This window comes from Comamonas resistens (genome assembly GCF_030064165.1).
GTDB classification, from domain to species: Bacteria; Pseudomonadota; Gammaproteobacteria; order Burkholderiales; family Burkholderiaceae_C; genus Comamonas; species Comamonas resistens.
On record NZ_CP125947.1, the window covers coordinates 1,820,373 to 1,842,594 of the forward strand.

The window sequence follows — 22,222 nt, forward strand, 5'->3', positions numbered from 1 at the left end:
CTCACATGCCAGGGACGCCTTGCCCGCAGCGGTGGCACCTATCAAAGGAAATTCATGTCCAAGATTGACTTGACTGCCGGTACAGCAGCTTCGCTGTTCCTGGGCGGCTTTGCCTCTATTGTCTTGGTCCTTGTGTGGGCTGGATTTTGGTCGGGGCTGACGCTGTCCACTCTGTGGGGGTGGTTTGTTGTGCCGACATTCGGACTGCCAACACTCTCCATCATTCAGTCATATGGCTTGGCTCTGGCATTCCGATGCATGCAGGGGATGGCAAACAAGACGACTGGCAGTGATGGATTCGCGATGGAGGTGGCAAAAGGTATCGTCCTGCCGCCTTTGTTGGCTGGGTTGACGCTGGGTGTGGGTTGGGTGGCGAAGAGCTGGATGTAACCCCTGAGCCCTCCGCAGAGGGCTCTTTGCATTGCGCCTGATGGAGTGCAGCGCAAAGAGAACTGATTGAAAGGCCTGCCATGGCAACAAGACCGGCAAAGGCAAAGCCGGCTGCTGACGTGGCTGGCGTACAAGACAATAAACTCACGCCGAAACAGGCACGCTTTGTCGAAGAGTACCTGATTGACCTGAACGCAACCCAGGCTGCGATCAGAGCCGGCTACAGCGCCAAGACGGCTCCGGAGCAGGCGAGCCGTCTGTTATCGAATGTCAAGGTTTCGACCGCCGTGCAGGCCGCAATACAGGCCCGCTCCGCACGCACCGAGATCACCCAAGACATGGTGCTGCGAGAGTTGGCCAAGATCGGTTTCAGTGACATCCGCAAGGTGGTGCGCTGGGGAACGACGGAGCTGCGCACGACCGAGGACAAGGAAGGCGAGACGGTGACGGAGCCGTACCACGGACTGCGTCTGGTTGCGGCTGATGAGATCGATGACGACACGGCTGCCGCCATCTCTGAGGTGAGCGAGGGCCGAGACGGTCTCAAGGTCAAGTTTCACGACAAGAGGGGCGCGCTGGTGGATATCGGCCGGCACCTGGGCATGTTCAAGGACCGCGTCGAGCACACCGGCAAGGACGGCGGCCCCGTCGAGGTGGTCTACATGACGCCGGAGGCTATCCGGAAGGTGATGGAGCAAGATGACTGCTGACGAAAGCATCCGGGCGGCCATGTGCAGGGCTGATGGCCTGTACTTCGCCCGGTTCTTCTTCAAGCAGCGCATGGGCGCCAAGATGATCGTGGCGCCGCACCATAAGGTGATCCAGGAGACCCTGGACCGCGTGGTGGCCGGCGAGATCACGCGGCTGATCATCAACATCCCGCCCGGGTACACGAAAACGGAGTTGGCGACAATCAACATGATCGGGCGTGGCTTGGCGCTGAACAATCGCGCGCGCTTCCTGCACCTGTCCTACTCGCACAACCTGGCCCTGCTGAACTCCAGCACGGCGCGCGGGATGGTCAAGTCTGCCGCGTACCAAGCCATGTGGCCCATGGCGCTCAAGGATGACGCCGACAGCAAGGCTATGTGGTGGACGGAGCACGGCGGCGGGGTGTATGCCTCGTCGGCCGCCGGCCAGGTCACTGGCTTCCGGGCTGGGCACATGGAGCCGGGCTGGCAGGGCGCGCTGATCATCGATGACCCGGTGAAGCCCGACGACGCCTACAGCGAGACGGTGCGGGACGGGGTGAACAAGCGGTTCAACGAGACGATCAAGAGCCGCCTGGCCATCGAAACGACCCCGATGGTGGTGATCATGCAGCGCATCCACTACCACGACCTGAGCGGCTACCTGCTGCGCGGCGGGTCGGGTGAGAAGTGGCATCACCTGAATCTGCCGGTGATCATCGACAACAGCGAGGCGTACCCCAGCGAGAACACGCACGGGATACCGATCGCGCACGGCCTGCCGGATGGCTGGCTCTGGCCGTTCAAGCACAACGAGACCCACCGGGCCGCGCTGTTCTCCCACCGGAGGACGGCCGAGGCCCAGTACATGCAGCGGCCGCGCCGGTTCAACGCCGAGGGCGCGCTGTGGACGGAGCAGCTGATCGCCTCGGCGCGTCGTCTGCAGGTGACGCAGGAGAAGGTCCGCACGGTTGTCGCGGTGGACCCGGCGACGACCGCCAGCGACGAGAGCGATGAAACCGGGATCGTCGTGGCGAGCGGCTACGGCCACCGCGAGGCGAAGCAGTACACGGTGGACGGCGACTACAGCGGGCGTTTCAGCCCGAATGGCTGGGCTCAGAAGGCCATTGCGGCATACGACCAGCACCATGCCAACGCCATCGTGATCGAGACGAACCAGGGAGGCGACATGGCCGAGGCCACGCTGCGCAATGCCGGGTTCAAGGGCCGCATCGTCCGCGTGCACGCCAGCAAGGGGAAGTTTGCCCGCGCTGAGCCGATCTCTGCTCTCTACGAACAGGGGCGGGTTTCGCACCAGGGCGCGCTGTACACACTGGAAAACCAGCTGATGGAGTACGCGCCGGCCACGGCCAAGAAGTCGCCCGACCGCCTGGACGCAATGGTCTGGGCGCTTACCGAACTCGCTCCGATAGGCCTGAAGTCAGCGGGCGTCGTCATGACAGGTTTTGGATAGACACATGGAAGACCCAAGCATCAAACACCCGTCATACCTGCGCTTCGCCCCTTCCTGGGAGCTGATGCGCGACGCCGTCGCCGGCGAGGATGACGTAAAGGCCAAAGGCACGCGATACCTGCCGATGAAAACCGGCACATCGGTCATCGAGGATCAGGCCTTGAAGGGACGGGTCTACGACCTTTACAAGACCCGCGCCGAGTTCCCAGAAGTGACGGCTCCCACGATCCGGGGCGCTGTCGGCATCATGCTGGGCAAGCCGGCGAAGATCGAACTTCCTCCAGAACTGGAGCATCTGCGCGAGCGCGCGACCCTTGACGGCCTGACGCTCGACGCTCTGCATCGGCGCATGGGCATGGAGGTCATGACCACTGGCCGATACGGACTGCTGCCTGGCCTGATGGAGGACGGCACGCCGTACCTGTCGGGCTACGTGGCCGAGTCCATCACCAACTGGGACTCGACGGGCGGCGTGCCGGATTACGTGGTGCTGGACGAGTCCGGCCCGGTCCGCGACCGCGCCACGGGGCTGTGGACGCGGCTAAACAAGCTGCGCCAGTGCATGGCCTTCGACGGACCGTACCGCGCGCGGGTTTGGGAGCAGTCCACCGGCGGCGCATGGGCGGCTGGTGAGGAAGTTGCTGCGGCCACGCCAAGGGGACAGCCGCTGGACTTCCTCCCATTCGTCTTCGTCGGCTCCCTGGACCTGACGCCAGACCCCGACGATGTGCCGCTGTACGGCCTGGCCAAGCTGGCTGTCCGCATCTACCGCCTGGACGCCGATTTCTCGTTCTCGCTGCACATGACCAGCGAACCGACTCCGGTGGCCATCGGCTTCGATGATCCGAAGCAGGCAATTGACGATGGCATCGCGCCCAAGACGCTCGGCTCGTCGGTGCTGTGGATCTTGCCGAAGGACGGCGACGCCAAGTACTTGGAGTTCTCCGGTCCGGGCCTGGAAAAGCAGGCGGACGCCATTCAGGAGGCCCTGGGCCGCGCGGCGCAGTTCGGCGCCCAAGTCATCCAGTCCGGGCAGTCTGCAGAGAGCGGCGAGGCGCTGAAGCTGCGCGCCGCCAGCCAGACCGCCACGCTCACGAGCATCGCGCAGACCACGGCCGCCGGCCTGGAGCGCGCGCTGCGCAACACCGCCATCTGGGTTGGTGCCGATCCTGAAAAGGTCATTGTCACGCCGAACCTGGAGTTCTTCGACCGCTCCATCACCGCCCAGGAGATCCAGGCGTTGGTGGCCGCGTGGCAGGCCGGCGCCATGTCTCACAAGGCCCTGTTCGACAGGCTGCAGCAGGGCGGCGTGATCCATGAGGACCGGTCGTACGAAGACGAGGGGAAGGACATCCTCAATGAGGGTGTCGGCCTCGATCCGCTGGTGAGCCCCGGCTCACAAATTCCCGGCGCCGAGGGCGCCATCAACTAGGAGGCCATGACGTGGCTCTGAAAGCAATCTACACATCCGCCGACGAAGTACCCGAGGCACTGAAGGAACTGTACGCAGAAGCAGCCGATGGCCGCTTCGTGCTCGACATCGAGGACGTGGACAACCACCCCAAGGTGCGCGGCGTCATTACGGCGAACAAGGAAAACGCCAAGAAGGCCCAGGAGCGCCTGGCGAAGGTCGAGGAGCTGACCAGCAAGCTGAGCGCGCTGCCAGAAGACTTCGACGCTGAAGAATGGACACGCCTGAAGACCGGCGGAAAGCCCGACGAGCAGTTGCAGGGCCTGAAGGACCAGCACACGCGAGCCGTCGAGGCCCTGAAGGCAAAGCACGCCTCCGACCTGGCAGCCATCACCGCCCAGGTGGCGGAGCGCGACGGCTACATCGACGGCCAGACCCGCCGTGACGCCTTGTCTGCTGCCCTGGACGAGGCCGGCTTCGACCCCGCCCACAAGCCCATGTTGGCCAAGTTCCTGGCCGACCAGATCAAGGTGCGCCGCGAAGAAGACGGCCGCCGCGTTGCGTTCGCCGACACCGACCTTGGCGAGCAGTCGCCGCAGGACTTCGTGAAGGACTTCGCGTCCAAGGCTGGCAAGGCCTACCTGGCGAAGGCGTCGGGCCCCGGCGCGCCCGGCAGCCAGAACACGCGCACCGGCGCCAAGACCATGACCCGAGCAGATTTCGAAAAGCTGGACCCAGCGACTCAGGCCAAGACCATGGCCGAGCGCGTCCAGCTCGTTGACTGACCCCCGCGATGCGGGAACCCCTGGCCGATGGCCATTTCATTCCGTTGAACAGCCATTGAAAAGGAGAAATCATGGCGACTTCCAATACCCTGACCGGCGTCATCCCGACGCTGTACGAGGCCCTGAACATCGTCTCGCGCGAGATGGTGGGCTTCATCCCCGCAGTGCGCCGCGACACCAACGTCGCGCGCGCTGCCGTGGGCCAGACCGTGCGCTCGCCTATCGGCGTTGCCGGCGACCTGGAAGACATCACGCCCGGCGTGAACCCCCAGGCCAGCGGCGGAACCACGGTGGACTACACCGACGTGCAGATCACGGCATCCAAGGCCGCGCCCATCCTGTGGTCCGGCGAAGAGCAGCGCGGCGTGGGCCACACCGGCACGCTGAACGACATCCTGCGTGACCAGTTCGCCGATGGCATGCGCAAGCTGGTGAACGCCATCGAGAACGACATCTGGATGGCCGCCTACAAGGCGTCCTCGCGCGCCTACGGTACGGCCGGCACCACGCCGTTCGGCACGGCCGGCGATCTGTCTGACTTCGCTGGCATCGCCCGCATCCTGGACGAGAACGGCGCGCCCGTGATCGACCGCCAGCTGGTTCTGGGCCACGCCGCCATGGGCAACCTGCGCGGCAAGCAGTCGGTGCTGTTCAAGGTCAACGAGGCCGGCTCCAGCGACATGCTGCGCGACGGCATGACCGACCGCGTGCAGAACTTCGCCCTGCGCCACTCGCACCCCATCGGCGTGCACACCAAGGGCACGGGCGCCAGCTACGTGACCGACGTGCTGGATGCCATCGGCTCGCGCTCCATCGCGGTCGATACCGGCACGGGCACCGTCCTGGCCGGCGATGTGGTCTCGTTCGCTGCCGACTCGGCCAACAAGTACGTTGTCAACACCGGCATCACGGCACCCGGCACCCTGGTGCTGGGCAAGCCCGGCCTGCGCGTGGCGATCCCGGACGGCAACGGCCTGACGGTCGGGAACAACTACACCCCGAACGTCGCGTTCCACCGTGGCGCCATCGTGCTGGCCACCCGCGCGCCCGCGCTGCCCGAGGGCGGCGACAGCGCAGATGACCGCACGGTGATCACCGATCCGCTGACTGGCCTGTCCTTCGAGGTGTCGGTGTACCGCCAGTACCGCCAGGTCAAGTACGAGATCGCCATGGCCTGGGGCGTGGGCACCCCGAACGGCGCTCACATCGCAACCCTGATCGGCTGATGCCGACGCGAGGGGCTTCCGGGCCTCTCGCCTCTTTGGAGAGCTGAACATGAGCGAACTGATCAAGGTCGTCCGCGGCGAAGGCGAAGAGGCCGACATCCGGCCGGACTGGCTGGAGCAGTGGGAAGGCTGGGGATGGAAAGCGGCTGCGGCAGGCGATGACCTCGACGCCATGGACGCTGAAGTCCTGCATGCCCTGGCCAAAGAGCGCGGCGTGAAGGTGCATGCCAACGCCGGCGCAGACAAGGTGCGTGAGGCCCTGCGTCAAGCCGCGAAGGACTGAACATGACCCATTACGGCACTCTTTCCGGCGCCCTGGCGTACCACGCAGTGTCAGCCGGCGGTGCCGCGTGGTCTGCTGTCGGCGTCACCGATGACCAGCGAACATCCGCCCTGGTACGCGCCAGCCGGTCCCTGGACGGTCAGTATGGAGCGCGCTACCCCGGCCGTCCGACTGCCGGCCGCGCACAGTCTCTGGCATGGCCCAGGGTTGATGCCTTCGACTTCTGCCAGACCCCGCCGGAGGCATTGCCAGAGGATGCTGTGCCAGTGGAGATCGAGCGCGCCACCTACGCCCTAGCCCTGGTGGAGCTTCGTACTCCTGGCGCTTCGAGCCCGAGCTTCACGCCGGGCGCCATCAACAAGCGCGAGAAGGTTGACGTGATCGAGCGTGAACGCTTTGGGCCGAACGACGGACTATCGCTCACGCTGGAGGCTCAGCGCGCGCAACTGGCAGAGGTGGAAGACTCCCTGCGCTGCCTGCTGAAGAGTTCCGGCGCGGTGCAATGCATCTTGAGGGTGTGAAATGGCCAACTTCTACGCCGACATGGCCGATATGGCTCGTGGCCTGCTGGCTCCAACCAGCCAGGGCGGTCTGGGCCAGGGCGTCATCGTGCTGACGCGCAAGACTCCGGGCGTGCCCGGGCCCAACCCCTGGGACCCCGTGGAGACGGTCACGCAGTCCGAGACACTGTCTGGCGCCGTGAGGGGCGTTTCGCAGAAGCTGGTAGGCACTGATTTCGGTGGCACTGTGGTTCAGGCATCTGACCGGCAGGCTATCTGTGCAGTGCCCGCGCTCCAGTACCAGGCCGGCGACGTGCTTTCCATTGATGGTGTGCCGGTGCACATCATCGCTTTCTCCAACATCCCTCCTGCCGGGACTCCATCGGCGGTGAGATTCATCATCAAGGGGTAGTTCCATGGCCACGCGCCCCACGATGTCACAGGCGCGCCTGTTCGCACTCCTGATTGCCGAGCTGACGCCGGAGGTGCACCGCGCTTTCATGGCCTCGGTGACAGACCTGCAGAGCAACGTCGATTGGCGCGCGCTGCTGGATGCCCTGGAGCGCATGGACACGCCAGCTGCCATCACGGCACTGCACATCGATCCGGCAGCCTGGGCAACGTACAGCGCCGTGATGACCGAGGTTTACGCCAAGGCTGGCGCATCAACCATCGCGCAGATCCAGGCCCAGGGCATCGCAGGCATAGGCGTGCGTTTCCGCATGACGGACCCCAGTGCTCAAGAGTGGATACGCGAGAACGTGGCCAGCCGAGTCGTCGGCTTCAGCAACGAGCAGACCCAGATCGCGCGCACGGTCATCGAGGCCGGCTACGCCCAGGGCCAGGGGCCGCGCAACATCGCCGTGGACCTGGTTGGTCGGGCCACAGGCGGCACTGCCCGCGATGGTGGTGTGCTGGGACTCGACGCCCCCCGTGCATCGCGCCTGCAGGCTGTGACTCAGGGCATGCGAACCGCCGATGGCGTCCGCGATCTGGTGATCGAGCACGCGGACGGCACGGTGTCGGTCCGCTACAAGGTCAACACCGCCACAGCGCAGCGCATCCTGAAGGCGCACAAGGCCGGGACGGCAGTTCCAGATGCAGAGCGGGCAATCAGTGAGCGCCAGTACCGCAATGCCCTGCTCAAGGATCGCGCAGACACTGTGGCGGCCACAGAGACGGGTAACGCCGTTATGTCCGGACGCATGGAGCAGTGGAAACAGCTTGTGGAATTGCAGGGCCTGGACCCGATGGCCGTGAAAAAGACTTGGCAGCACCGACGCGGCGCGTCGATCTACCACCGACCTGACCATCTGGCCAAGTCAGGGAAGTCGGTGCAGGGTCTGTTCACGCCGTTTGTGTTTCCTGACGGCGCTCAGCTGCAGTATCCGCACGACCCGAAGGGCGGCGCGCGGCACGTCATCCGCTGCGGCTGCGACTGCATCTACGAGTTGGACCCAACCAGAGGGCTGACGTGATGGGCGCTTTTGCAGATCAACTGAGCGCCTGGGGCAAGCAGACCGAGGCCCGCATGGAGGCCATCTACCGACGCAGCGTGAAGCTGCTGGCGGACGAGATGGCTACCACCAAGCCCCAGGGCGGCCGCGTGCCATTCGAGAGTGGCAACCTGGCGCGCTCGCTCGTGGCCTCGACCCAGGGCATGCCGAAGACCAGCACCGCACCGACGGCTGGCGCCACGGTGGGCGTGGTCATCGCCACCCTGAAGCTGGAGCAGCCTGTGTGGCTCGGCTACCAGGCTATCTACGCGCGCCGGCAGAACTACGGGTTTGTCGGCGCAGACAAGCTCGGCCGCGTGTTCAATCAGCAGGGCGCCCACTTCGTGGAGTACGCCATAGAGATGTGGCCGATCATCGTCAAGTTGGCGGCAGAAGACACGCAGGCCAGGGCGGAAGGGAAGATTAAATGAGCCCAGGCATCGAAACATCTATCTGGCTGGCCCTCAAGAGCCGTATCGACACACTGCCGCTGGCCTACCCCAGGGCCTGGCCTGGGCAGACGTTCCAGGTGCCTAGCTCTGGCGGTCTGCCGCAGCCATTCCTGCGCATTGGGCGCGTCACCACGGACCCTGTGCGGCTGTTCCTCGATGACGGCCAGCCACACCGACGCACCGGCTCGCTCATGGTCACCCTGGTGTACCCGCTGGGCCAGGATATAGCGGTCTACGACCAGGTCGCTGCCGGCATCGCCAGCCATTTCATCGATGGCGTGCAAATGCGCCACGGCGCCGTGTGCGTGAAGGTCCGCGACTATCCGCATGTGCAGGATGGCTATGAGGACACAGGCTACTGGAACGTCCCTGTGCGTATCCCGTGGCAATGTTTTGCATGAAAGGAGGCACTCATGTGCACTGACTGCAGAGCGCGGCAGCAGCTTGCGCGCGACGCCCTCTACAGGGCGAAGGTAGGCGAGGCCCTGGGCCACATCGCCAAAGGCGCCGCCGAGATGGCGGGTCTAAAGCAGAAGACTGGCGCCGCCGAACTGGCGGAGCAACAAGCGCCGCGCAGCACGCGTCGGCGCAAGAAGGGCGCAGGCCCCGCTGAATAGCGGCGCCGCAGCCCAAGATTCCCCAACCAGCCCGGCCGAGCGCCGGGTTTTTCGTTTCGCCGCCTTGCGCGGCTTTTTTGCGTAGGAGTAGCTATGAGCGAACAGCTTTACACCATGGCGGGCACCCGCTTTTTCATCAGCGACAAGCCGGTCAACGGCAAGGGCGAGATCATTCCCGCAGACTTCGCTGGCACCACCTGGATCGAGGTCCGCGGACTGTACAACGTCGGCGAGCTCGGCGGCGAACAGACCATCAACAGCTTCGAGCTGCTGAATGAGGTCTGGGCGCGCAAGACCAAGGGTGGCCGCGACGGCGGAACCCTAACTAATCAGTTCATCCCGATGGCCCTGGATGAGGGGCAGAAGAAGTTCCTGGAAGCCATCGAATCGTGCCGCCCGTACCAGTTCAAGATTGAACGTGGCGCGGACTGCGCGCCCGAGTCGGTTGTGACGATCAGCGTCGGAGATCCTGCTGTCGTGTCCTGGCCGGGGCATGGTTTCGAGGCCGGTCAGCCCATCGTTTTCTCCAACGAAGGCGGCGCGCTGCCTACCGGACTGACGGCAGGCACCGTGTACTACGTGATCGCTGCAGGCCTGACCTCCGGCGCCTTCTCTGTGGGCGCGACCGCCGACGCAACGGACGGAATCGAGACCACGGTAGCCGGCAGCGGCGTGAGCACCGCAACCGCTCCCCCGGCCGGAATGACCAACCTATTCCAGGGCCTGGCCTCCGATGGCGCCAAGTCCGGTGGCGCCAAGAACGACCTGTACACCCAGACCTGGAATGTGGCCGTTGATGGCCGCGTGCTGACAGTCTGACGCGCATCACGCGCCCACCACATCCCTCGGAAGAGGGTAGGGGCCTGCTGGGAGTGGTTCACCCTGCAGGCTCCGCTTGAACCACTGAACCAAGGAACTCGAAAAATGGATATCAACAGCATCATCCTGAGCGACGCGGCTCTGAGCATCATCGACAACGGCACCTGGGTACGCAACATTGATGGCATGCCGGGCCTGGGACTGAACGTGTGCGGCCTGGGATCTCCCGAAGTGCAGAAGTTGCTCAACGCCAAGCAAACCGAGATGCGCACCAAGAATGGCGGCAAGCCTCTGTCTGCCGAGCAACTGGCAAAGTCTTTGAATGAGACTCTCGCCGAGGTCGTTCTGAAGGACTGGGAGGGACTGGAGGACAACGGCAAGCCCGTCGCCTACGCCAAAGCTACGGCCAAAAAGTGGCTGACCACACGCAACGGCGAGCGCTTCGCATCCATCGTGTTGCGCGCAGCCCAGATGGTGGATGCGGACGCCAACAGCTTTGTGGAGAAAGCCGGAAAAAACTCGCTGACCGCCTGAGGTGGGCCCTCAAGCACCCAGATGCAGACCGGCTATCTAAGGCATATGAGCGTTTCGGACAAGAGGTCCCAAAGGCGCTCATAGCTCCAGTACTTGAGGACGTGGAGTTCCCCCTCTGGTCTGCATTCTGGGAGCTTTCCACCGAAAGGCCAATCGGCATGGGTGCTGGCCCTATCCCCGTGTCGAAGATTCGCAGTTACGCACCGGAATTTGGCATGGATACATCCTCATTCGTTCGAATCATGCGTCGCATGGACGATGAGTACCTGTCTCATGTGAACCGCCAGGACGGCAAGTCCTGAACAGTTGCCAGAGAGGTTTTTTATTTGCGCATCACGAAAGGATAATTTAGCGCACTGAAAAATTGGACTTGGCTTAAGCTGAGATTTAGGTGTGCAGGGTAAACCATCCACTTGAATTTCAAGCTCTTATCCCATAGATGTCAGTTGCCAATCTTGGTATATAGAGGAACTTTATGACTAATCTTGTAGTTGGTGAAGTGGTTCGGCTGAATAGCGGTGGACCTGTGATGACGGTTCAAGCCATTAACGTAAAAGACGCATTTGGCAAGGATGGCGCGGTGGAATGCGTGTTCTTTGATGGGTCCAAGCGGCTCGAAGAAGTATTCCAGCCCCAGCTTTTGACAAAGATTGATTAAAACTCAGCCACCTTCGGGTGGCTTTTTATTTGGATGACGCCGCGTAGCCAGGGCTGCGGGCGGCAATCTGCTCAGGGGTGTGAGCCGCGCCAATTCGGTCGGTCTTCAGGTCGGCCAGGGATTCAAGCAAGCCCGGGATTGCATGGCCCGCGTTTGCTTCCACAGCCTGCGCGATCTTCTCCAAGTCGGCGCATTTCAGTGCCTTATAGCTCTTGATGGTTGTCATGCCAGCCGTCTACACCACGGCCAAGCGCTGAACGGTATCAGGGAACTTCTCCACCATGCGCATAATGAGAGCAGCTTGAGCATTGGGCTTTGCGCGGCCTTGCTCCCAGTTCTCCAGCGTGCGTGGGTTGGTGCGCAGGTAGCGAGCGAAAACAGCGCGAGACAGACCAAGGCTGTCTCGCAGTGTCACGATCTCGGCAGCCTTGATTTCTACTTCCGGCTTGATCGCCACCTCGTGGGTGCGTAGGGTTCGTTTGCCGGAACGCTGTTCCTTGAGGGCGTCAAAGCCCTCGGTTAGTTCAGCAAAAATGTCGCGTTTGGTCATTGTCTGGCCTCCAGTTCTGCCTTGAGCATTGATTTGAGCGCTGCCTTTTGCTTTGAGCTCAAGTCGTCCATTTCGTCCTTGTCGTAGAGGGTGAAGAGCCAGAATTGGCCTTTGCCATCCCACCAGTAGTAGATCACTCGAAGCCCGCCGCGCTTGCCTTTGCCGCGCCTGGGGTCGGCATGCCGCACTTTGCGCAAACCTCCGGTGCCTTCGATCACATCACCGGCCTCTGGGTTCTTCATCAGGCTGTGCTGCAGGCTACGGAAGTTTTCGTCGTCCAAATAGTCAGAGCGGTAGCGCTCGAATGCGGGTAGCTCTACAAACACTGCTTTCATGCGCTGAATTGTACGCAGATTGCGTATATATGACAAGGGCGCGATAGTATCTTTGCTACGCCTCGAAAACCTGCAGAACCCCGCCTGTCGGACGAGGGGCGGGGTTTTGCTGCAAAAGAACTAAGTCGGTTTTGACTGAGGTCTGCGCATGAATTAATGATCGGCGGGTTTTTTAGGAGGCGATTTGCTAGAGACTTCTGCATGAACCTTCTTACCCTGCGCATTGGTGTACCGAATCATGCGTGGATCGGTCTCTAGTTCCTTTTTTCTCTTGACCGACAGTTGCCCGCTGGTAACTAGTCCTTTGAGTTCTGGCTTGTCGTGTAGCAGCAGATCGATGAGTCGTTCCATCTGCATGTGGAGATGTCCAATTTCATGCGCAGCGTTATAGGCGGACCCTGTAGGCTCAGAGCGCTCTAGTGATTGCTCTAGCCTGCTCACGATTTCAGCATGCAGCGATCTATTTCCCTGAGTGGCAGCTTCCTCCAGCCTGCTGCGTAGATCGTCAGGCATACGGAGTGGGTAGGGGGTCATGCGCGGCTTATCGTCCATTTAGAGATTGTGGCATCAAAGTGACTCCTTTCAATGAGTCCTATTGACTCATTGAAAAACATGGAGTCAAATGGAGTCCTTGCAAACGAAAGGAGCTCATATGAGAGGCAGCAAAACACTAGCGCCATCCCCAATACGCATCCCTGAAGAGCTGAAGCTATGGCTGAAGCACAAGGCTGTCGACAACTTCCGCTCCTTCAATAGCGAAATCGTTGCGCGACTCAACGAAAGCAGAAAGTTGGAAGAGGCCCTACATGCGAAGCAGGCCTGAAATAGATAAGGCCCTTACCGCGCCAACGGTAAAGGCCTTGGATGAAGTAACCCAACTTACCACAGAAGGATTCAACATGTCGGATTCTACCGAAGTAAAAGTCAGCAGCCAACCCACCCAGCAGACCTTCAACTTTGAGGGCCACGAAGTACGTGTTTTCATGAAGGACGCCGATCCATGGTTTGCTGCGAAAGACTTGTGCACAGCCCTGGGTCTCGTCAATTCTCGTAAGGCACTTCGAGCGCTTGGCGAAGATGAGAAGGGGGTAACCTCAAGTTACTCCCTTGGTGGAGAGCAGAAACTGGCTGTTGTCAGTGAAGGTGGCATGTGGACATTGGTACTGCGCTGCCGCGATGCGGTCATTGAGGGGACGGTTCCGTACCGTGTCCGCCGTTGGGTGACGAACGAAGTGCTTCCAGCTATCCGAAAGACGGGCGTTTATGTTGGCAAGCCGTTTTCAGTGAATCCTGCTGATGTGCTGACACAGGATGAACAAAACACGCTGCGCTTGATGCTGAAGTCAGCTGCCGACCGGATTCCGAAAGAAAAGCGCGGCGCTTTGATGGTGCAGGGCTGGAGCAAGCTCAAGGCCCACTTCAAGGTTAGCTATCGTGATATCCCACGGAACGAGTTCAGCGAAGCGGTTTCCATCATCGCGCGGCACACTGCAGAGTTCGAGGAATGGGAAGTGATGGAAGATGGAGCGAAGCAAGAGCCAAGAATTGACCCATTCAATGCTCAGGCGCTGATGGCGGCGCGAGAGGCTGCGAGCAGCTATTTTGATGCGGTGCGAGCCGGGAAATTTGCCAAGCCAGTGAAGTTTCCGCCTGAAGTATTGTGCGGCATCGTGGCCGAATCGCTGATGTGTCAGCGAATGCTCATGAGCATCAACCATGAAGGCTGCATGCAAATTTCTCCAGTTGATGGGAAGGCATTTGTTCTGAGCTTCGGCGGCTTCATTCATGGAGTGGCTACCAACGACATTGAAGCCAGCAATGCAGAGTTGGCAGATTTGGCGTCTGCTTGCAATCAGCGCCTGGCCAAGCGCATGCAGCATGAGGAGCGCGGGCAGAAGGTCCTGACCTACTGACACTCTTCAGTAACTCAGAACCCCGCTAGGCGGGGTTTTGTCGCTGTCTGAGCAGTTTGTTACCATCCCCCAAGTTCATCGCGGAGGGGATATGAAGAAATTTGCTGGAATGGCATGTGCGGCGCTTTTACTGTCTGCATGTGGTCCGCATGGTGAGGCGCAACAGGCAATTAAGGGTCTTCTGAACGACCCTGATAGCGCTAAGTTTTCTGCTATGTCAAATGGCGCGAGCAAGGGTGATGTTTGTGGCATGGTAAATGCCAAAAACAGAATGGGCGGATATGTTGGCGATACACCTTTCTTTTACGAAGCGCTGACTAAAACAGCTGCCATCGTCCCGCCTGTTGAAGAGGGGGCGTTTCGATCGCTTTGGTTTTCCATTAGGTCTGGCGGATTCGAATCAGATTTAAGCAAATTAAGTCAGCAATGCAGGCTCGTACGAGAATGGCCAAAGGTTTGTGGAGGCATGTATCCAGCTTCCAGTGCGCCGGAATGCGCGATAGTTCTTGATCTTGACGGGGCGAAGATGTACGACGCTCTCAAGTCAAAATATGACCGCTAGTTAGAAGTCAGTTTCCGGATACATACAGGCTCGCTTAGGCGGGCTTTTTTTATGGGCTCGCCATTGGCGGGCCTTTTTCATTTGTGAGGCAAGCCATGGAAATAGCAGCGCTGGGGCTTCGAGTGGACGCCAATGGTGTCGAGAGTGCAGCCAAGTCTTTAGAAAACTTGACCACTCAGGGCGCAAAAGCTGAGAAGACCCTTGAAGGTGTTGAAAGGACTGCATCAAAGGCCCAAAAGTCTCTTGAGGGTCTGGGGCAGGCTGGAAGCGGGGCGGGGCAGGCTGTAACAAAGGTGGGAGATGGCGCCGCTGCAGCTCAAGGGGTGGCTGTTCAATCGCTGGACAAAATCACCATGTCCGCAAAGGCCACGGAAGCCGCGTTGCGTGGTGTGCCAGCGCAGTTCACCGACATCGTGGTCTCGCTTCAAGGCGGCATGAACCCCATGACAGTGTTCCTGCAGCAGGGCGGCCAGTTGAAGGACATGTTCGGCGGCGCAGGCGCAGCAGCTAAAGCGCTGGGTGGATACGTTCTAGGATTGGTGAATCCATTCACAACTGCCGCCGCCGCAGCCGCTGCTGTGGGGGCTGCCTATTACTACGGCAGTAAAGAGCAGGACGCCTTTATCAAATCCATTGTCCTGACTGGTAATGCATCGGGCGTGACAACCGGCCAGCTCCGTGAATACGCGCGTCAGATTGATTCCGTGATTGGCACCCAGTCGCAGGCCGCCGCAGGTCTGGCGGCTTTCACCGCTGCTGGAGTGCAAGGCGGCGATGAACTGCGCCGCTATACCCAGACGGCCATTGAATGGGAGCGCGCCACAGGTCAAGCTGTTGAAAAGACGGCCGCACAATTCAGCAGTCTGCAAAAAGACCCGCTGGCTTCCGTACTCAAACTTAATGATGGTACTAATTTCCTGACAGTCTCGGTTTACGAGCAGATTAAGGCTCTGGAGGAACAAGGAAAGAAAACTGAAGCAGCTGAAGCCGCCATGAGTGCGCTGGATGCCACGATGCGTGAGCGCGCAAAGGCTATTGAAGCAAGCCTTGGCTATCTTGAGCGAGCTTGGCGCGGAATCACGGGTGCTGCAAAGGGCGCGTGGGATGCCATGCTCAATGTGGGCAGGCAGGCCGATCTGAACGATCAGCTGCAGGAAGTTGAAAAGAAGTTGCAGACTGCGCTTACCAGTCAGGCATGGGGCGAAACAGCTGGCGGAGCGGCTACTGGGCGAGTGACGGAGGCTTACAAGAAGAAAGTTCAAGAAAGCATTGACGCCCTTACAGCTCAAAAGTGGGCGCTCACGGAAAAAATGAACGCCGAGTCGATGGCGGCAGCTGTAACTGCGGATGCGACGCGACAACTACAGAATCGTATCGACTTTGACAAAAAGTGGGCGAAGGCTCTCGAAGGCGAAAAGTCGCTTACAGAAAAGCTGACTGCAGCTCGCAACGAAGCTGTTGCAGCTGGAAAGTCGGACGCCGACATCAAGACAGTGCTGGCGTTTGTCACCGAAGAGCACAACAAGGGGCTGAAAAAGGCGAAGGACGGCACCAAGGCGCACAACAAAGAGCTTTCCGACCAAGCAAAGGTGTATGCCGAACTGGCTGGCGTGAGCAGCACCTACTACGCCGAATTGGCGCGAGGCCAAAAGCAGCTTGCCAAGGGCAACCTGACCCAGGCTCAGTACGTGAAGTATGTTGAGGATCTGATTAAGAAGCAGCCTTTTGCAATTGCCTTGGCTAAAGAGGAAGAGAAGGCTGCGAAGGCGCTGCAAAAAGCGATTGATGACGACATCAATGCTTTTGAAAAATTGGGCCAGCAGCGCGAGTCCAGCCTCAAGTCTTTGCAAGATCTCGTGCGCAAGATGCAGCAAGAGGAAGAGGCGCATGCGCTGGCTGCATCTGCCAAGATTTCGCTCGCCGAAGCGACGGAGCGCCTGACTATTGCGCGGCTGCAGGAACATCTGGCTATGGCCCGTATGGGCGGTGAGTCTCAGTCTACGATTGATGCGCTTGAGCGTGAGCTCGAGGTACGTCAAAAGCTACTTGGGGCAATCCAGACAAAGGATGTTCGCGAGGCTAATAAAAAGGCAACAGAAGACGCGGCGAAAGATTGGGAGAAAGTTTCTCAGACCATCAGCCGGACTCTTTCCGACTACATCATGGCAGGCGGGAAAGATGCAGCCACATATCTGAAGCGCCTGTTTGCCACATTGGTGTTGGAGCCAACAGTTCAGACGGCTGTGGGTGCCATCATGGGAATGAAGGACCCTGCCACTGGTAAAGGAGGTATTGATCTTGGTGGAAGCCTGACAGACTGGTCTAACTGGGGCGGAAAGGGCTCCGACTGGCTGTTCGACCAGGGCGTGGGCATGAGCTTCAAGGGATTCGAAGGCCTTGGCTCCAGCATGCAGAGCTTGGGTGTGACGGTTGGACGTTTGGATGCCGCGTTGAAGACCATGCCCGGCATGTCCGGCGGCATTGGTTCTGCAGCCGGCTACCTGGGCAGCATCTATGCGCTCACACAGGGCCAGTACGGAACGGGCCTGGGTTCGGCAATCGGCACATGGGCGCTTCCGGGTATCGGAACGATGATTGGCGGAGCGCTGGGCAGTCTTGTGGATGGCCTGTTTGGTGGCGACTCCATTCCGCGCTATGCAGCGACTGCTGAATACCGTGGTGGCGTCACATCCAAGGGCTGGACGCCAGACGGACAGTGGAACGATGCGCTGTACCCCACAGTCAACGGTCTTGCTGGTGCTATCGGTTCGGCCCTGGATGCCACTGCAAAGACCTTCGGTCAGACGGCTGGCTATGAGCTGTTCGCGTCGTTCTCAAAAGACGCAGAGAGCAACATGGTGTTCGGCGCGCTCAACATCACCGGCCCGGACGGCAAATCGTTGGTGGACTGGTCTCAGTACAACAAAGACTGGGGCGGGCGCTTCTTCAGCGATGGTGAGGCGGGCGAGAAGGAATTCATGGCAGCAATCACTGCTGACGTGAAAACCGCGTTCCAAGCGATGGACATTCCGACCTGGTCCAAGCAGCTCGTCGGTGCGGCAGAAGACATCAACGGCATCAATGCGGCTCTGCAGCAGATCGGTGCAACAAAGGCCATGTTTGACTCCTGGGGTAAGTCCATGGTGATGTTCAAGGACATCACGGGCGAGCTGCAAACCCAGCTGCTGAATGGTTTTGGCGGCCCGGATGGGTTGTCTGCTGGCGTGGGCGCCTTCTATGAAGGCTTCTACACCGAGCAAGAGCGCATGACGATTCTTGCGGGCAACCTGCGCGAGTCGCTGTCCGGGCTGGATCTGAGCCTCGACCCCGCCATGGGTGAAACGGCTAAGGCTCAGTTCAAGTCGGCTGTGGAAGCAGCCATGGCGGCAGGCCAGGGCGAACTGGCGGCAAAGCTGCTGGCCATGAGCCAGTCGTTCGTCACTGCAGCAGACTATGCGCAAAAAGCCACGGACAGCCTGCGCTCCAGCCTTATCGGGTTGGAGGGCAAGTTTGCAGGTGGCGGCTTTTCGCGGCAGTACCATGCCGAAGATCTTGCATCACAAGTGCAGGGCATGCTGTCCGGTGTTGGCATCCAAAAAGATGCAGGCGTGCTGGCTCAGACGCTGCTGTCAGCGACGGCAGCAGATGTCGAAAGTTACTTCCGAGAAATCTGGAATGTGCTGCCTACTGACGAAGCGCGCCAGAAGCTGGTCAATGTTGCGGGGTCCATGCTGGATCTTGCTGCCGCAGCTGATGCTGCTGCAAAAGCCGTGGCATCTGAGCGTGAAGGGCTTGAGCAGCGCTGGCTGCAGGCTATCGGCGATACCACAGAGATGCGCCGCCGCGAGCTGGAAGCGCTTGACCCCAGCAACCGCGCGCTGTTGGAGATGATCTACGGGCTTGAGGATGCCAAGCAGAGCATGGCGGACCTCACAGCTGCTTCGCAGCAGGCTGCTCAAAAGGCGGCAGCGGCGTGGCAAGGCTGGGGCACGGCTGCAGGCTTGAGCGCTCAATACCTGGGCGACACATCGGGCCTTGAAGCCCGGCGCGCGATCCTCGGGGCGCAGATCTCTGCAAGCACGGATCCTGCCGACAGGCTGAGCAAGCTGCAGGAGCTCATCAGTATCGAGCAAGCGATTGGGCAGGCACAGCAGGCTTCTCGCAAGACGGAGCTTGATGCCATCAACACGCGTCAATCGGCGCTGCAGAAAGAAATCTCTGCGGCGCAGCAACTGCTGAGCGCAGCTCAATCGCTGGGCGACTATGCCCACTCGCTGCAGTTCGGAGCGACATCAGGGTTGTCCGATGCTGACAGACTGGCTGCGCTGAGCGGAGAGTACAACTTGCTGATCGGCAAAGCCCGGGGCGGGGATGCCGATGCGCTGAAGCAGCTGCAAGGCGTGTCGGGAGACTACCTGAGCCTGGCTCAGACGCTGGCGGTATCGGGTAGTGATTACTCGGTGCTGTCCGGGCGCATGGCCGCAGAGATGGAGGCGCTGGCCAAGGGGCGGGAGCTGTTCGCACAGTCGCAAGTGACGGGCTACGAGGCCCAGATCGCGCAGCTGACACAGCAATCTGACCTGCTGTCGGCCCAGGTGGAACTGACCGACAGCACGAAGTCGCTGATTGCGAAGTCGATGCTTGACCAAGCCGAGGTCTGGGACCGCGAGAACACCCAAGCGCTGACGCTCCAAGAGCTGCAGCAGCGTGCGACGGACTCGCTGGCTCTCATGCCTGACGGCATTGCCCGCGCTTTGCGCCCTGCGCTGGACTCCAATACCTCATATCTGGCCAGCAGCATAGGCAGCACTGTTGTCAATGCGCTCAACTCGCTGGCCGAGATGCTCGGCATGGATGGTTCGCATGCAACTGGTCTGTCGTATGTGCCATTCGATGGCTACCGCGCCGAGCTGCATCGCGGCGAGCGCGTGCTGACTGCCGAGGAAAACCGCATGTTCAGCGCGCCGCGCTCGTTCGTGATGCAGGGAGGCCAGGGAGTTTCCGGGCTTGTGGCTGAGCTGATGACCGAGGTTAGAGCATTGCGCACCCAGGTTGCAGCGTTGCAAAGACCCATGGAGCAAACAGCCGCCGCGACGACTCAGCATGCGGAGCAGTTCGACAACGCCACAGCAGGCGGCAACGGGATGGCCGTTTCGATCATGGAACAGGCCGCCCCTCTGCAAGTTAAGGAGGTTGCATGACGCAGGAGAGCGCTGCGCTGCTTGTGCCAAACGACATCACCCCGGCAATGATCACAGCGGGCACTTCGGTGCCCGTTGTCGATTCAGGCCGGGGGGAGGTCGCGTGGAGTTCGAGTACCGCGTACACGGGCAGCGAGAATCACATCAACTACAACGGCCGGCTGTATTCAGCCGTGGCCGCAAGCACCAACGTGCCACCGGGCACTGACACCACGAAATGGCGCGACACTGGGCCCACAAACCGGATGGCGCCGTTCGATGAACTGCTCAGCACCCAAGCGCGCGCGACCGGCTCGATCGAGTACGTGCTGCGCCCTGGGTTTTTTAACGGCCTGGCTCTGTACGGGCTTTTGGGTGAGCAGATCGAAATCACGATCTACGACGCACCGGGCGGGACCATCGTTGAGCACTGGACGCAGGAGCTTTGGGAGCAGCCTCTGGGGCTGTACGAATACCTGTTCATGCCGCTGCGCGCGCTGACGAAGAAGATCATCAGCGATCTGCAGCTCTACCCGGACCCGGAGCTGCACATCAAGATCACATCCGCCGGCAGCGGCGCGGTGGGCATCGGGATGATCGCTCTTGGGTTCTGGTCAACGCTGCTTGGCTCTGCGGTGGACTTCGGCGGCGTCGAGTACGGCGCATCGGCCCAGGTCAAAACGTACAGCTACATCAAGACCGAGGAAGACGGCACGACCACGATCATCCCGCGCGCGCCGGCCACCAACATCACATGCGATGTCGTCATCGACGCAGAGCAGGCAAACACGGCGGCGGAGATCCTGATGCAGGTCGCGGCCAAACCCGTGGCATTCGTGGCATCCGGCCTGCCGCGCTACGCATATCTCAACACCTTCGGGCTCGTTTCCGGGACCGTAACCCCTGTGGCCTGGCAACTGGCCCGGGTCAATATTTCTGTTAAGGGATACATCTGATGGCTATCCAACCCGTCCCTCCGCTCGTTCTGGCGAGCGAGTTCCCAACGAATGCGGATCGCACCGCTGGCGTGTGGAATGCCAAGGCTGCGGCCTGGGCAGGCTCCGAAAACGCGATGGCGACTAGCGTTAACGATATTGCCGAAGCTACACACAACAACGCCACGGAGGCAAAGACTGCTGCTGATGCTGCTGTACCGGCTGCATCCCAAGCTGTGGCGGCGCGTGATGAGGCCGTTCCCGCTGCCGCGCAGGCAGTTGCCGCGCGCGATCAAGCTGTCCCGGCCGCTGCACAGGCGCTCGCCGCTGCCCAACGTGCGGAAGACGCCGCGGCGAGTATCGAGGATGGGCCGGTGACCTCGGTCAATGGCAAGACCGGCGTGGTCAATCTGGACCCGTCAGATATTGGCAATGAGTTTTTGGAAGAAGACTTCCTCAATGGAGGATCACAGCGCAAGTGGTTTACGGGAACACTGGTACAGAAGGCCGTGCAGGCGCTGGCCCCAAAACCGAAATCTTTGTATTTCCACTCTGCAAACACAAACTACACAGTTCCTGTTGGGGTCAGTGTCGTGCGGTTCTACATCGGAGGGCGTGGCGGTAGTGGTGCATCTGGCGCAAGCGGCAACCGATCTGGTGGTGGGGGCGGTGGCTTTGCGTTTGGTGATCTGGCTGTAAATGTCGGCGATGTGGTTGCGTTGGAATTTGCAGCTGGCATTGCGACGGCAAAGCTCAATGGCATCGTCATGGGAACCGCGAATGTTGGCGACAACGGCGTTGCTACTGCTGCGGGTACTGCTGCTGTCGGTGGGAATGGGGGCACGGCAAGTATTCATGCAAGCGTGACTAACGGCGGTGCTTATTCTGGTGGCAAAGGGGGAGATTCCTCAACGCCTTCAGGCAACTCAGGGGGTGGTGGTGGTTCTTGCGGGTCGCCGCTTGGAAATGGGTTTGCTGGAGGCAGTGCGGCAACTGCTCTTGGGGCTGGCGGGGCTGGAATTGGAGGTAGCGGCGGTTTTCCAGGTGGTGGTGGTGCAGGTGGTGCTGGCAGCACTACGGGTGGTGGAAGTACTCCCAATGGTGCCTCTCGGAGCATTACAAACGCATTCACAGATCCATTGTTAAAAGGAGCCACAGGGGCAGCAACACCGGCTGGTCAAAACGGTATGCCTGGGGCTGGTGGAGGCAGTGCTGGGATAGGAGGCGACTTTGGGGGAGGTGGTGGTGGTTCAAGTGCTGCTGGCGGCGCTGGCGGTCTGATGGGAGGAGGAGGAGGAAATGGCTCCACTGCTATTGCTGCTGGCGGTGCTGGCGGCTACGGCGGTGGTGGCGGTGGTGGCAGTACAGGCGGTGCAGGCGGAGCCGCATTTGGCTTTCTCTACTACTGATCGG

At 60.7% G+C, this 22,222-nt stretch carries 27 protein-coding genes; 23 read left to right on the forward strand and 4 right to left on the reverse strand.

Going from position 1 to position 22,222, the window contains the following annotated elements:
- The first annotated feature begins 54 nt into the window (after positions 1–54).
- From QMY55_RS08525 to QMY55_RS08600, 17 genes are all read left to right on the forward strand, one after another.
- The gene (locus tag QMY55_RS08525; RefSeq protein ID WP_283488193.1) at positions 55–390 is read left to right on the forward strand and encodes a hypothetical protein; all 336 of its coding nucleotides are present in this window, start codon (positions 55–57) and stop codon (positions 388–390) included.
- An 80-nt stretch (positions 391–470) separates the two neighbouring features.
- Entirely contained in the window at positions 471–1,100 is a 630-nt protein-coding gene (locus QMY55_RS08530; RefSeq protein ID WP_283488194.1) for a terminase small subunit, read from the forward strand.
- On the forward strand, positions 1,090–2,553 hold the full coding sequence (locus tag QMY55_RS08535) for a phage terminase large subunit family protein (protein WP_283488195.1): 1,464 nt from the start codon (positions 1,090–1,092) through the stop codon (positions 2,551–2,553). The genes QMY55_RS08530 and QMY55_RS08535 overlap by 11 nt, the downstream gene beginning before the upstream one ends.
- A 4-nt stretch (positions 2,554–2,557) precedes the next feature.
- Positions 2,558–3,985 (forward strand): DUF4055 domain-containing protein, encoded by a 1,428-nt coding sequence (locus QMY55_RS08540; protein ID WP_283488196.1) that lies wholly within the window; start codon positions 2,558–2,560, stop codon positions 3,983–3,985.
- An 11-nt stretch (positions 3,986–3,996) separates the two neighbouring features.
- Positions 3,997–4,749 (forward strand): hypothetical protein, encoded by a 753-nt coding sequence (locus tag QMY55_RS08545; protein WP_283488197.1) that lies wholly within the window; start codon positions 3,997–3,999, stop codon positions 4,747–4,749.
- 71 nt (positions 4,750–4,820) lie between these two features.
- Complete coding sequence (locus QMY55_RS08550) at positions 4,821–5,975, forward strand: P22 phage major capsid protein family protein (RefSeq protein WP_283488198.1); 1,155 nt, start codon at positions 4,821–4,823, stop codon at positions 5,973–5,975.
- Between the two features lie 49 nt (positions 5,976–6,024).
- Positions 6,025–6,258, forward strand: coding sequence for a hypothetical protein (locus QMY55_RS08555; protein WP_283488199.1), 234 nt, complete (start codon positions 6,025–6,027; stop codon positions 6,256–6,258).
- A gap of 2 nt (positions 6,259–6,260) precedes the next feature.
- Complete coding sequence (locus tag QMY55_RS08560) at positions 6,261–6,779, forward strand: DnaT-like ssDNA-binding protein (protein ID WP_283488200.1); 519 nt, start codon at positions 6,261–6,263, stop codon at positions 6,777–6,779.
- A 1-nt stretch (position 6,780) separates the two neighbouring features.
- A complete protein-coding gene (locus tag QMY55_RS08565; RefSeq protein ID WP_283488201.1) occupies positions 6,781–7,170 on the forward strand; it encodes a hypothetical protein in 390 nt (129 codons plus the stop codon).
- Positions 7,171–7,174: 4 nt separating this feature from the next.
- Positions 7,175–8,236 carry a hypothetical protein gene (locus tag QMY55_RS08570; protein WP_283488202.1) on the forward strand — a complete coding sequence of 354 codons (1,062 nt, stop codon included), beginning with the start codon at positions 7,175–7,177 and terminating at the stop codon, positions 8,234–8,236.
- The gene (locus tag QMY55_RS08575) at positions 8,236–8,685 is read left to right on the forward strand and encodes a hypothetical protein (protein WP_283488203.1); all 450 of its coding nucleotides are present in this window, start codon (positions 8,236–8,238) and stop codon (positions 8,683–8,685) included. The genes QMY55_RS08570 and QMY55_RS08575 overlap by 1 nt, the downstream gene beginning before the upstream one ends.
- Entirely contained in the window at positions 8,682–9,107 is a 426-nt protein-coding gene (locus QMY55_RS08580) for a DUF4128 domain-containing protein (RefSeq protein WP_283488204.1), read from the forward strand. Before QMY55_RS08575 ends, QMY55_RS08580 begins: the two co-directional genes overlap by 4 nt.
- Positions 9,108–9,119: 12 nt before the next feature.
- Positions 9,120–9,323: a hypothetical protein gene (locus tag QMY55_RS08585; RefSeq protein WP_283488205.1), complete on the forward strand. Its 204-nt coding sequence runs from the start codon at positions 9,120–9,122 to the stop codon at positions 9,321–9,323.
- A 93-nt stretch (positions 9,324–9,416) separates the two neighbouring features.
- Positions 9,417–10,142, forward strand: a complete 726-nt coding sequence (locus QMY55_RS08590; protein WP_283488206.1) for a hypothetical protein — start codon at positions 9,417–9,419, stop codon at positions 10,140–10,142.
- A 105-nt stretch (positions 10,143–10,247) separates the two neighbouring features.
- Complete coding sequence (locus QMY55_RS08595; RefSeq protein ID WP_283488207.1) at positions 10,248–10,676, forward strand: hypothetical protein; 429 nt, start codon at positions 10,248–10,250, stop codon at positions 10,674–10,676.
- On the forward strand, positions 10,673–10,978 hold the full coding sequence (locus QMY55_RS24870; RefSeq protein ID WP_456064501.1) for a phage tail assembly chaperone: 306 nt from the start codon (positions 10,673–10,675) through the stop codon (positions 10,976–10,978). Before QMY55_RS08595 ends, QMY55_RS24870 begins: the two co-directional genes overlap by 4 nt.
- 173 nt (positions 10,979–11,151) lie before the next feature.
- Positions 11,152–11,334: a DUF2158 domain-containing protein gene (locus QMY55_RS08600; RefSeq protein WP_283488208.1), complete on the forward strand. Its 183-nt coding sequence runs from the start codon at positions 11,152–11,154 to the stop codon at positions 11,332–11,334.
- A 25-nt stretch (positions 11,335–11,359) separates the two neighbouring features.
- Here the strand turns inward: QMY55_RS08600 and QMY55_RS08605 are convergent, their stop codons facing one another.
- The 4 genes from QMY55_RS08605 to QMY55_RS08620 all read right to left on the reverse strand — a co-directional run bounded on the left by QMY55_RS08605 (position 11,360) and on the right by QMY55_RS08620 (position 12,753).
- Complete coding sequence (locus QMY55_RS08605) at positions 11,360–11,560, reverse strand: hypothetical protein (protein ID WP_283488209.1); 201 nt, start codon at positions 11,558–11,560, stop codon at positions 11,360–11,362.
- 9 nt (positions 11,561–11,569) lie between these two features.
- Positions 11,570–11,884 carry a helix-turn-helix domain-containing protein gene (locus QMY55_RS08610; RefSeq protein WP_283488210.1) on the reverse strand — a complete coding sequence of 105 codons (315 nt, stop codon included), beginning with the start codon at positions 11,882–11,884 and terminating at the stop codon, positions 11,570–11,572.
- On the reverse strand, positions 11,881–12,219 hold the full coding sequence (locus QMY55_RS08615) for a type II toxin-antitoxin system RelE/ParE family toxin (RefSeq protein ID WP_283488211.1): 339 nt from the start codon (positions 12,217–12,219) through the stop codon (positions 11,881–11,883). The genes QMY55_RS08610 and QMY55_RS08615 overlap by 4 nt, the downstream gene beginning before the upstream one ends.
- A 153-nt stretch (positions 12,220–12,372) precedes the next feature.
- Positions 12,373–12,753, reverse strand: a complete 381-nt coding sequence (locus QMY55_RS08620; protein ID WP_283488212.1) for an Arc family DNA-binding protein — start codon at positions 12,751–12,753, stop codon at positions 12,373–12,375.
- 118 nt (positions 12,754–12,871) lie between these two features.
- On the opposite strand from QMY55_RS08620, the gene QMY55_RS24835 reads away from it, so the two are divergent.
- The 6 genes from QMY55_RS24835 to QMY55_RS08645 all read left to right on the forward strand — a co-directional run bounded on the left by QMY55_RS24835 (position 12,872) and on the right by QMY55_RS08645 (position 22,218).
- Positions 12,872–13,042 (forward strand): Arc family DNA-binding protein, encoded by a 171-nt coding sequence (locus tag QMY55_RS24835; RefSeq protein WP_407650648.1) that lies wholly within the window; start codon positions 12,872–12,874, stop codon positions 13,040–13,042.
- Between the two features lie 76 nt (positions 13,043–13,118).
- Complete coding sequence (locus tag QMY55_RS08625) at positions 13,119–14,132, forward strand: BRO-N domain-containing protein (RefSeq protein ID WP_283488213.1); 1,014 nt, start codon at positions 13,119–13,121, stop codon at positions 14,130–14,132.
- Positions 14,133–14,223: 91 nt separating this feature from the next.
- Complete coding sequence (locus QMY55_RS08630; protein WP_283488214.1) at positions 14,224–14,694, forward strand: hypothetical protein; 471 nt, start codon at positions 14,224–14,226, stop codon at positions 14,692–14,694.
- 95 nt (positions 14,695–14,789) lie between these two features.
- Entirely contained in the window at positions 14,790–19,895 is a 5,106-nt protein-coding gene (locus QMY55_RS08635) for a phage tail length tape measure family protein (protein WP_283488215.1), read from the forward strand.
- A complete protein-coding gene (locus tag QMY55_RS08640; protein WP_283488216.1) occupies positions 19,892–20,830 on the forward strand; it encodes a hypothetical protein in 939 nt (312 codons plus the stop codon). Before QMY55_RS08635 ends, QMY55_RS08640 begins: the two co-directional genes overlap by 4 nt.
- Positions 20,830–22,218 (forward strand): hypothetical protein, encoded by a 1,389-nt coding sequence (locus tag QMY55_RS08645; protein ID WP_283488217.1) that lies wholly within the window; start codon positions 20,830–20,832, stop codon positions 22,216–22,218. The genes QMY55_RS08640 and QMY55_RS08645 overlap by 1 nt, the downstream gene beginning before the upstream one ends.
- Positions 22,219–22,222: the final 4 nt, after the last annotated feature.

Bases quoted from the DNA above. Each gene is read 5' to 3' on its own strand.
- QMY55_RS08525 (WP_283488193.1), top strand. From the start codon at position 55: ATGTCCAAGATTGACTTGACTGCCGGTACAGCAGCTTCGCTGTTCCTG.
- QMY55_RS08530 (WP_283488194.1), top strand. From the start codon at position 471: ATGGCAACAAGACCGGCAAAGGCAAAGCCGGCTGCTGACGTGGCTGGC.
- QMY55_RS08535 (WP_283488195.1), top strand. From the start codon at position 1,090: ATGACTGCTGACGAAAGCATCCGGGCGGCCATGTGCAGGGCTGATGGC.
- QMY55_RS08540 (WP_283488196.1), top strand. From the start codon at position 2,558: ATGGAAGACCCAAGCATCAAACACCCGTCATACCTGCGCTTCGCCCCT.
- QMY55_RS08550 (WP_283488198.1), top strand. From the start codon at position 4,821: ATGGCGACTTCCAATACCCTGACCGGCGTCATCCCGACGCTGTACGAG.
- QMY55_RS08555 (WP_283488199.1), top strand. From the start codon at position 6,025: ATGAGCGAACTGATCAAGGTCGTCCGCGGCGAAGGCGAAGAGGCCGAC.
- QMY55_RS08560 (WP_283488200.1), top strand. From the start codon at position 6,261: ATGACCCATTACGGCACTCTTTCCGGCGCCCTGGCGTACCACGCAGTG.
- QMY55_RS08565 (WP_283488201.1), top strand. From the start codon at position 6,781: ATGGCCAACTTCTACGCCGACATGGCCGATATGGCTCGTGGCCTGCTG.
- QMY55_RS08570 (WP_283488202.1), top strand. From the start codon at position 7,175: ATGGCCACGCGCCCCACGATGTCACAGGCGCGCCTGTTCGCACTCCTG.
- QMY55_RS08575 (WP_283488203.1), top strand. From the start codon at position 8,236: ATGGGCGCTTTTGCAGATCAACTGAGCGCCTGGGGCAAGCAGACCGAG.
- QMY55_RS08580 (WP_283488204.1), top strand. From the start codon at position 8,682: ATGAGCCCAGGCATCGAAACATCTATCTGGCTGGCCCTCAAGAGCCGT.
- QMY55_RS08585 (WP_283488205.1), top strand. From the start codon at position 9,120: ATGTGCACTGACTGCAGAGCGCGGCAGCAGCTTGCGCGCGACGCCCTC.
- QMY55_RS08590 (WP_283488206.1), top strand. From the start codon at position 9,417: ATGAGCGAACAGCTTTACACCATGGCGGGCACCCGCTTTTTCATCAGC.
- QMY55_RS08595 (WP_283488207.1), top strand. From the start codon at position 10,248: ATGGATATCAACAGCATCATCCTGAGCGACGCGGCTCTGAGCATCATC.
- QMY55_RS08600 (WP_283488208.1), top strand. From the start codon at position 11,152: ATGACTAATCTTGTAGTTGGTGAAGTGGTTCGGCTGAATAGCGGTGGA.
- QMY55_RS08605 (WP_283488209.1), bottom strand. From the start codon at position 11,560: ATGACAACCATCAAGAGCTATAAGGCACTGAAATGCGCCGACTTGGAG.
- QMY55_RS08610 (WP_283488210.1), bottom strand. From the start codon at position 11,884: ATGACCAAACGCGACATTTTTGCTGAACTAACCGAGGGCTTTGACGCC.
- QMY55_RS08615 (WP_283488211.1), bottom strand. From the start codon at position 12,219: ATGAAAGCAGTGTTTGTAGAGCTACCCGCATTCGAGCGCTACCGCTCT.
- QMY55_RS08620 (WP_283488212.1), bottom strand. From the start codon at position 12,753: ATGACCCCCTACCCACTCCGTATGCCTGACGATCTACGCAGCAGGCTG.
- QMY55_RS24835 (WP_407650648.1), top strand. From the start codon at position 12,872: ATGAGAGGCAGCAAAACACTAGCGCCATCCCCAATACGCATCCCTGAA.
- QMY55_RS08625 (WP_283488213.1), top strand. From the start codon at position 13,119: ATGTCGGATTCTACCGAAGTAAAAGTCAGCAGCCAACCCACCCAGCAG.
- QMY55_RS08630 (WP_283488214.1), top strand. From the start codon at position 14,224: ATGAAGAAATTTGCTGGAATGGCATGTGCGGCGCTTTTACTGTCTGCA.
- QMY55_RS08635 (WP_283488215.1), top strand. From the start codon at position 14,790: ATGGAAATAGCAGCGCTGGGGCTTCGAGTGGACGCCAATGGTGTCGAG.
- QMY55_RS08640 (WP_283488216.1), top strand. From the start codon at position 19,892: ATGACGCAGGAGAGCGCTGCGCTGCTTGTGCCAAACGACATCACCCCG.
- QMY55_RS08645 (WP_283488217.1), top strand. From the start codon at position 20,830: ATGGCTATCCAACCCGTCCCTCCGCTCGTTCTGGCGAGCGAGTTCCCA.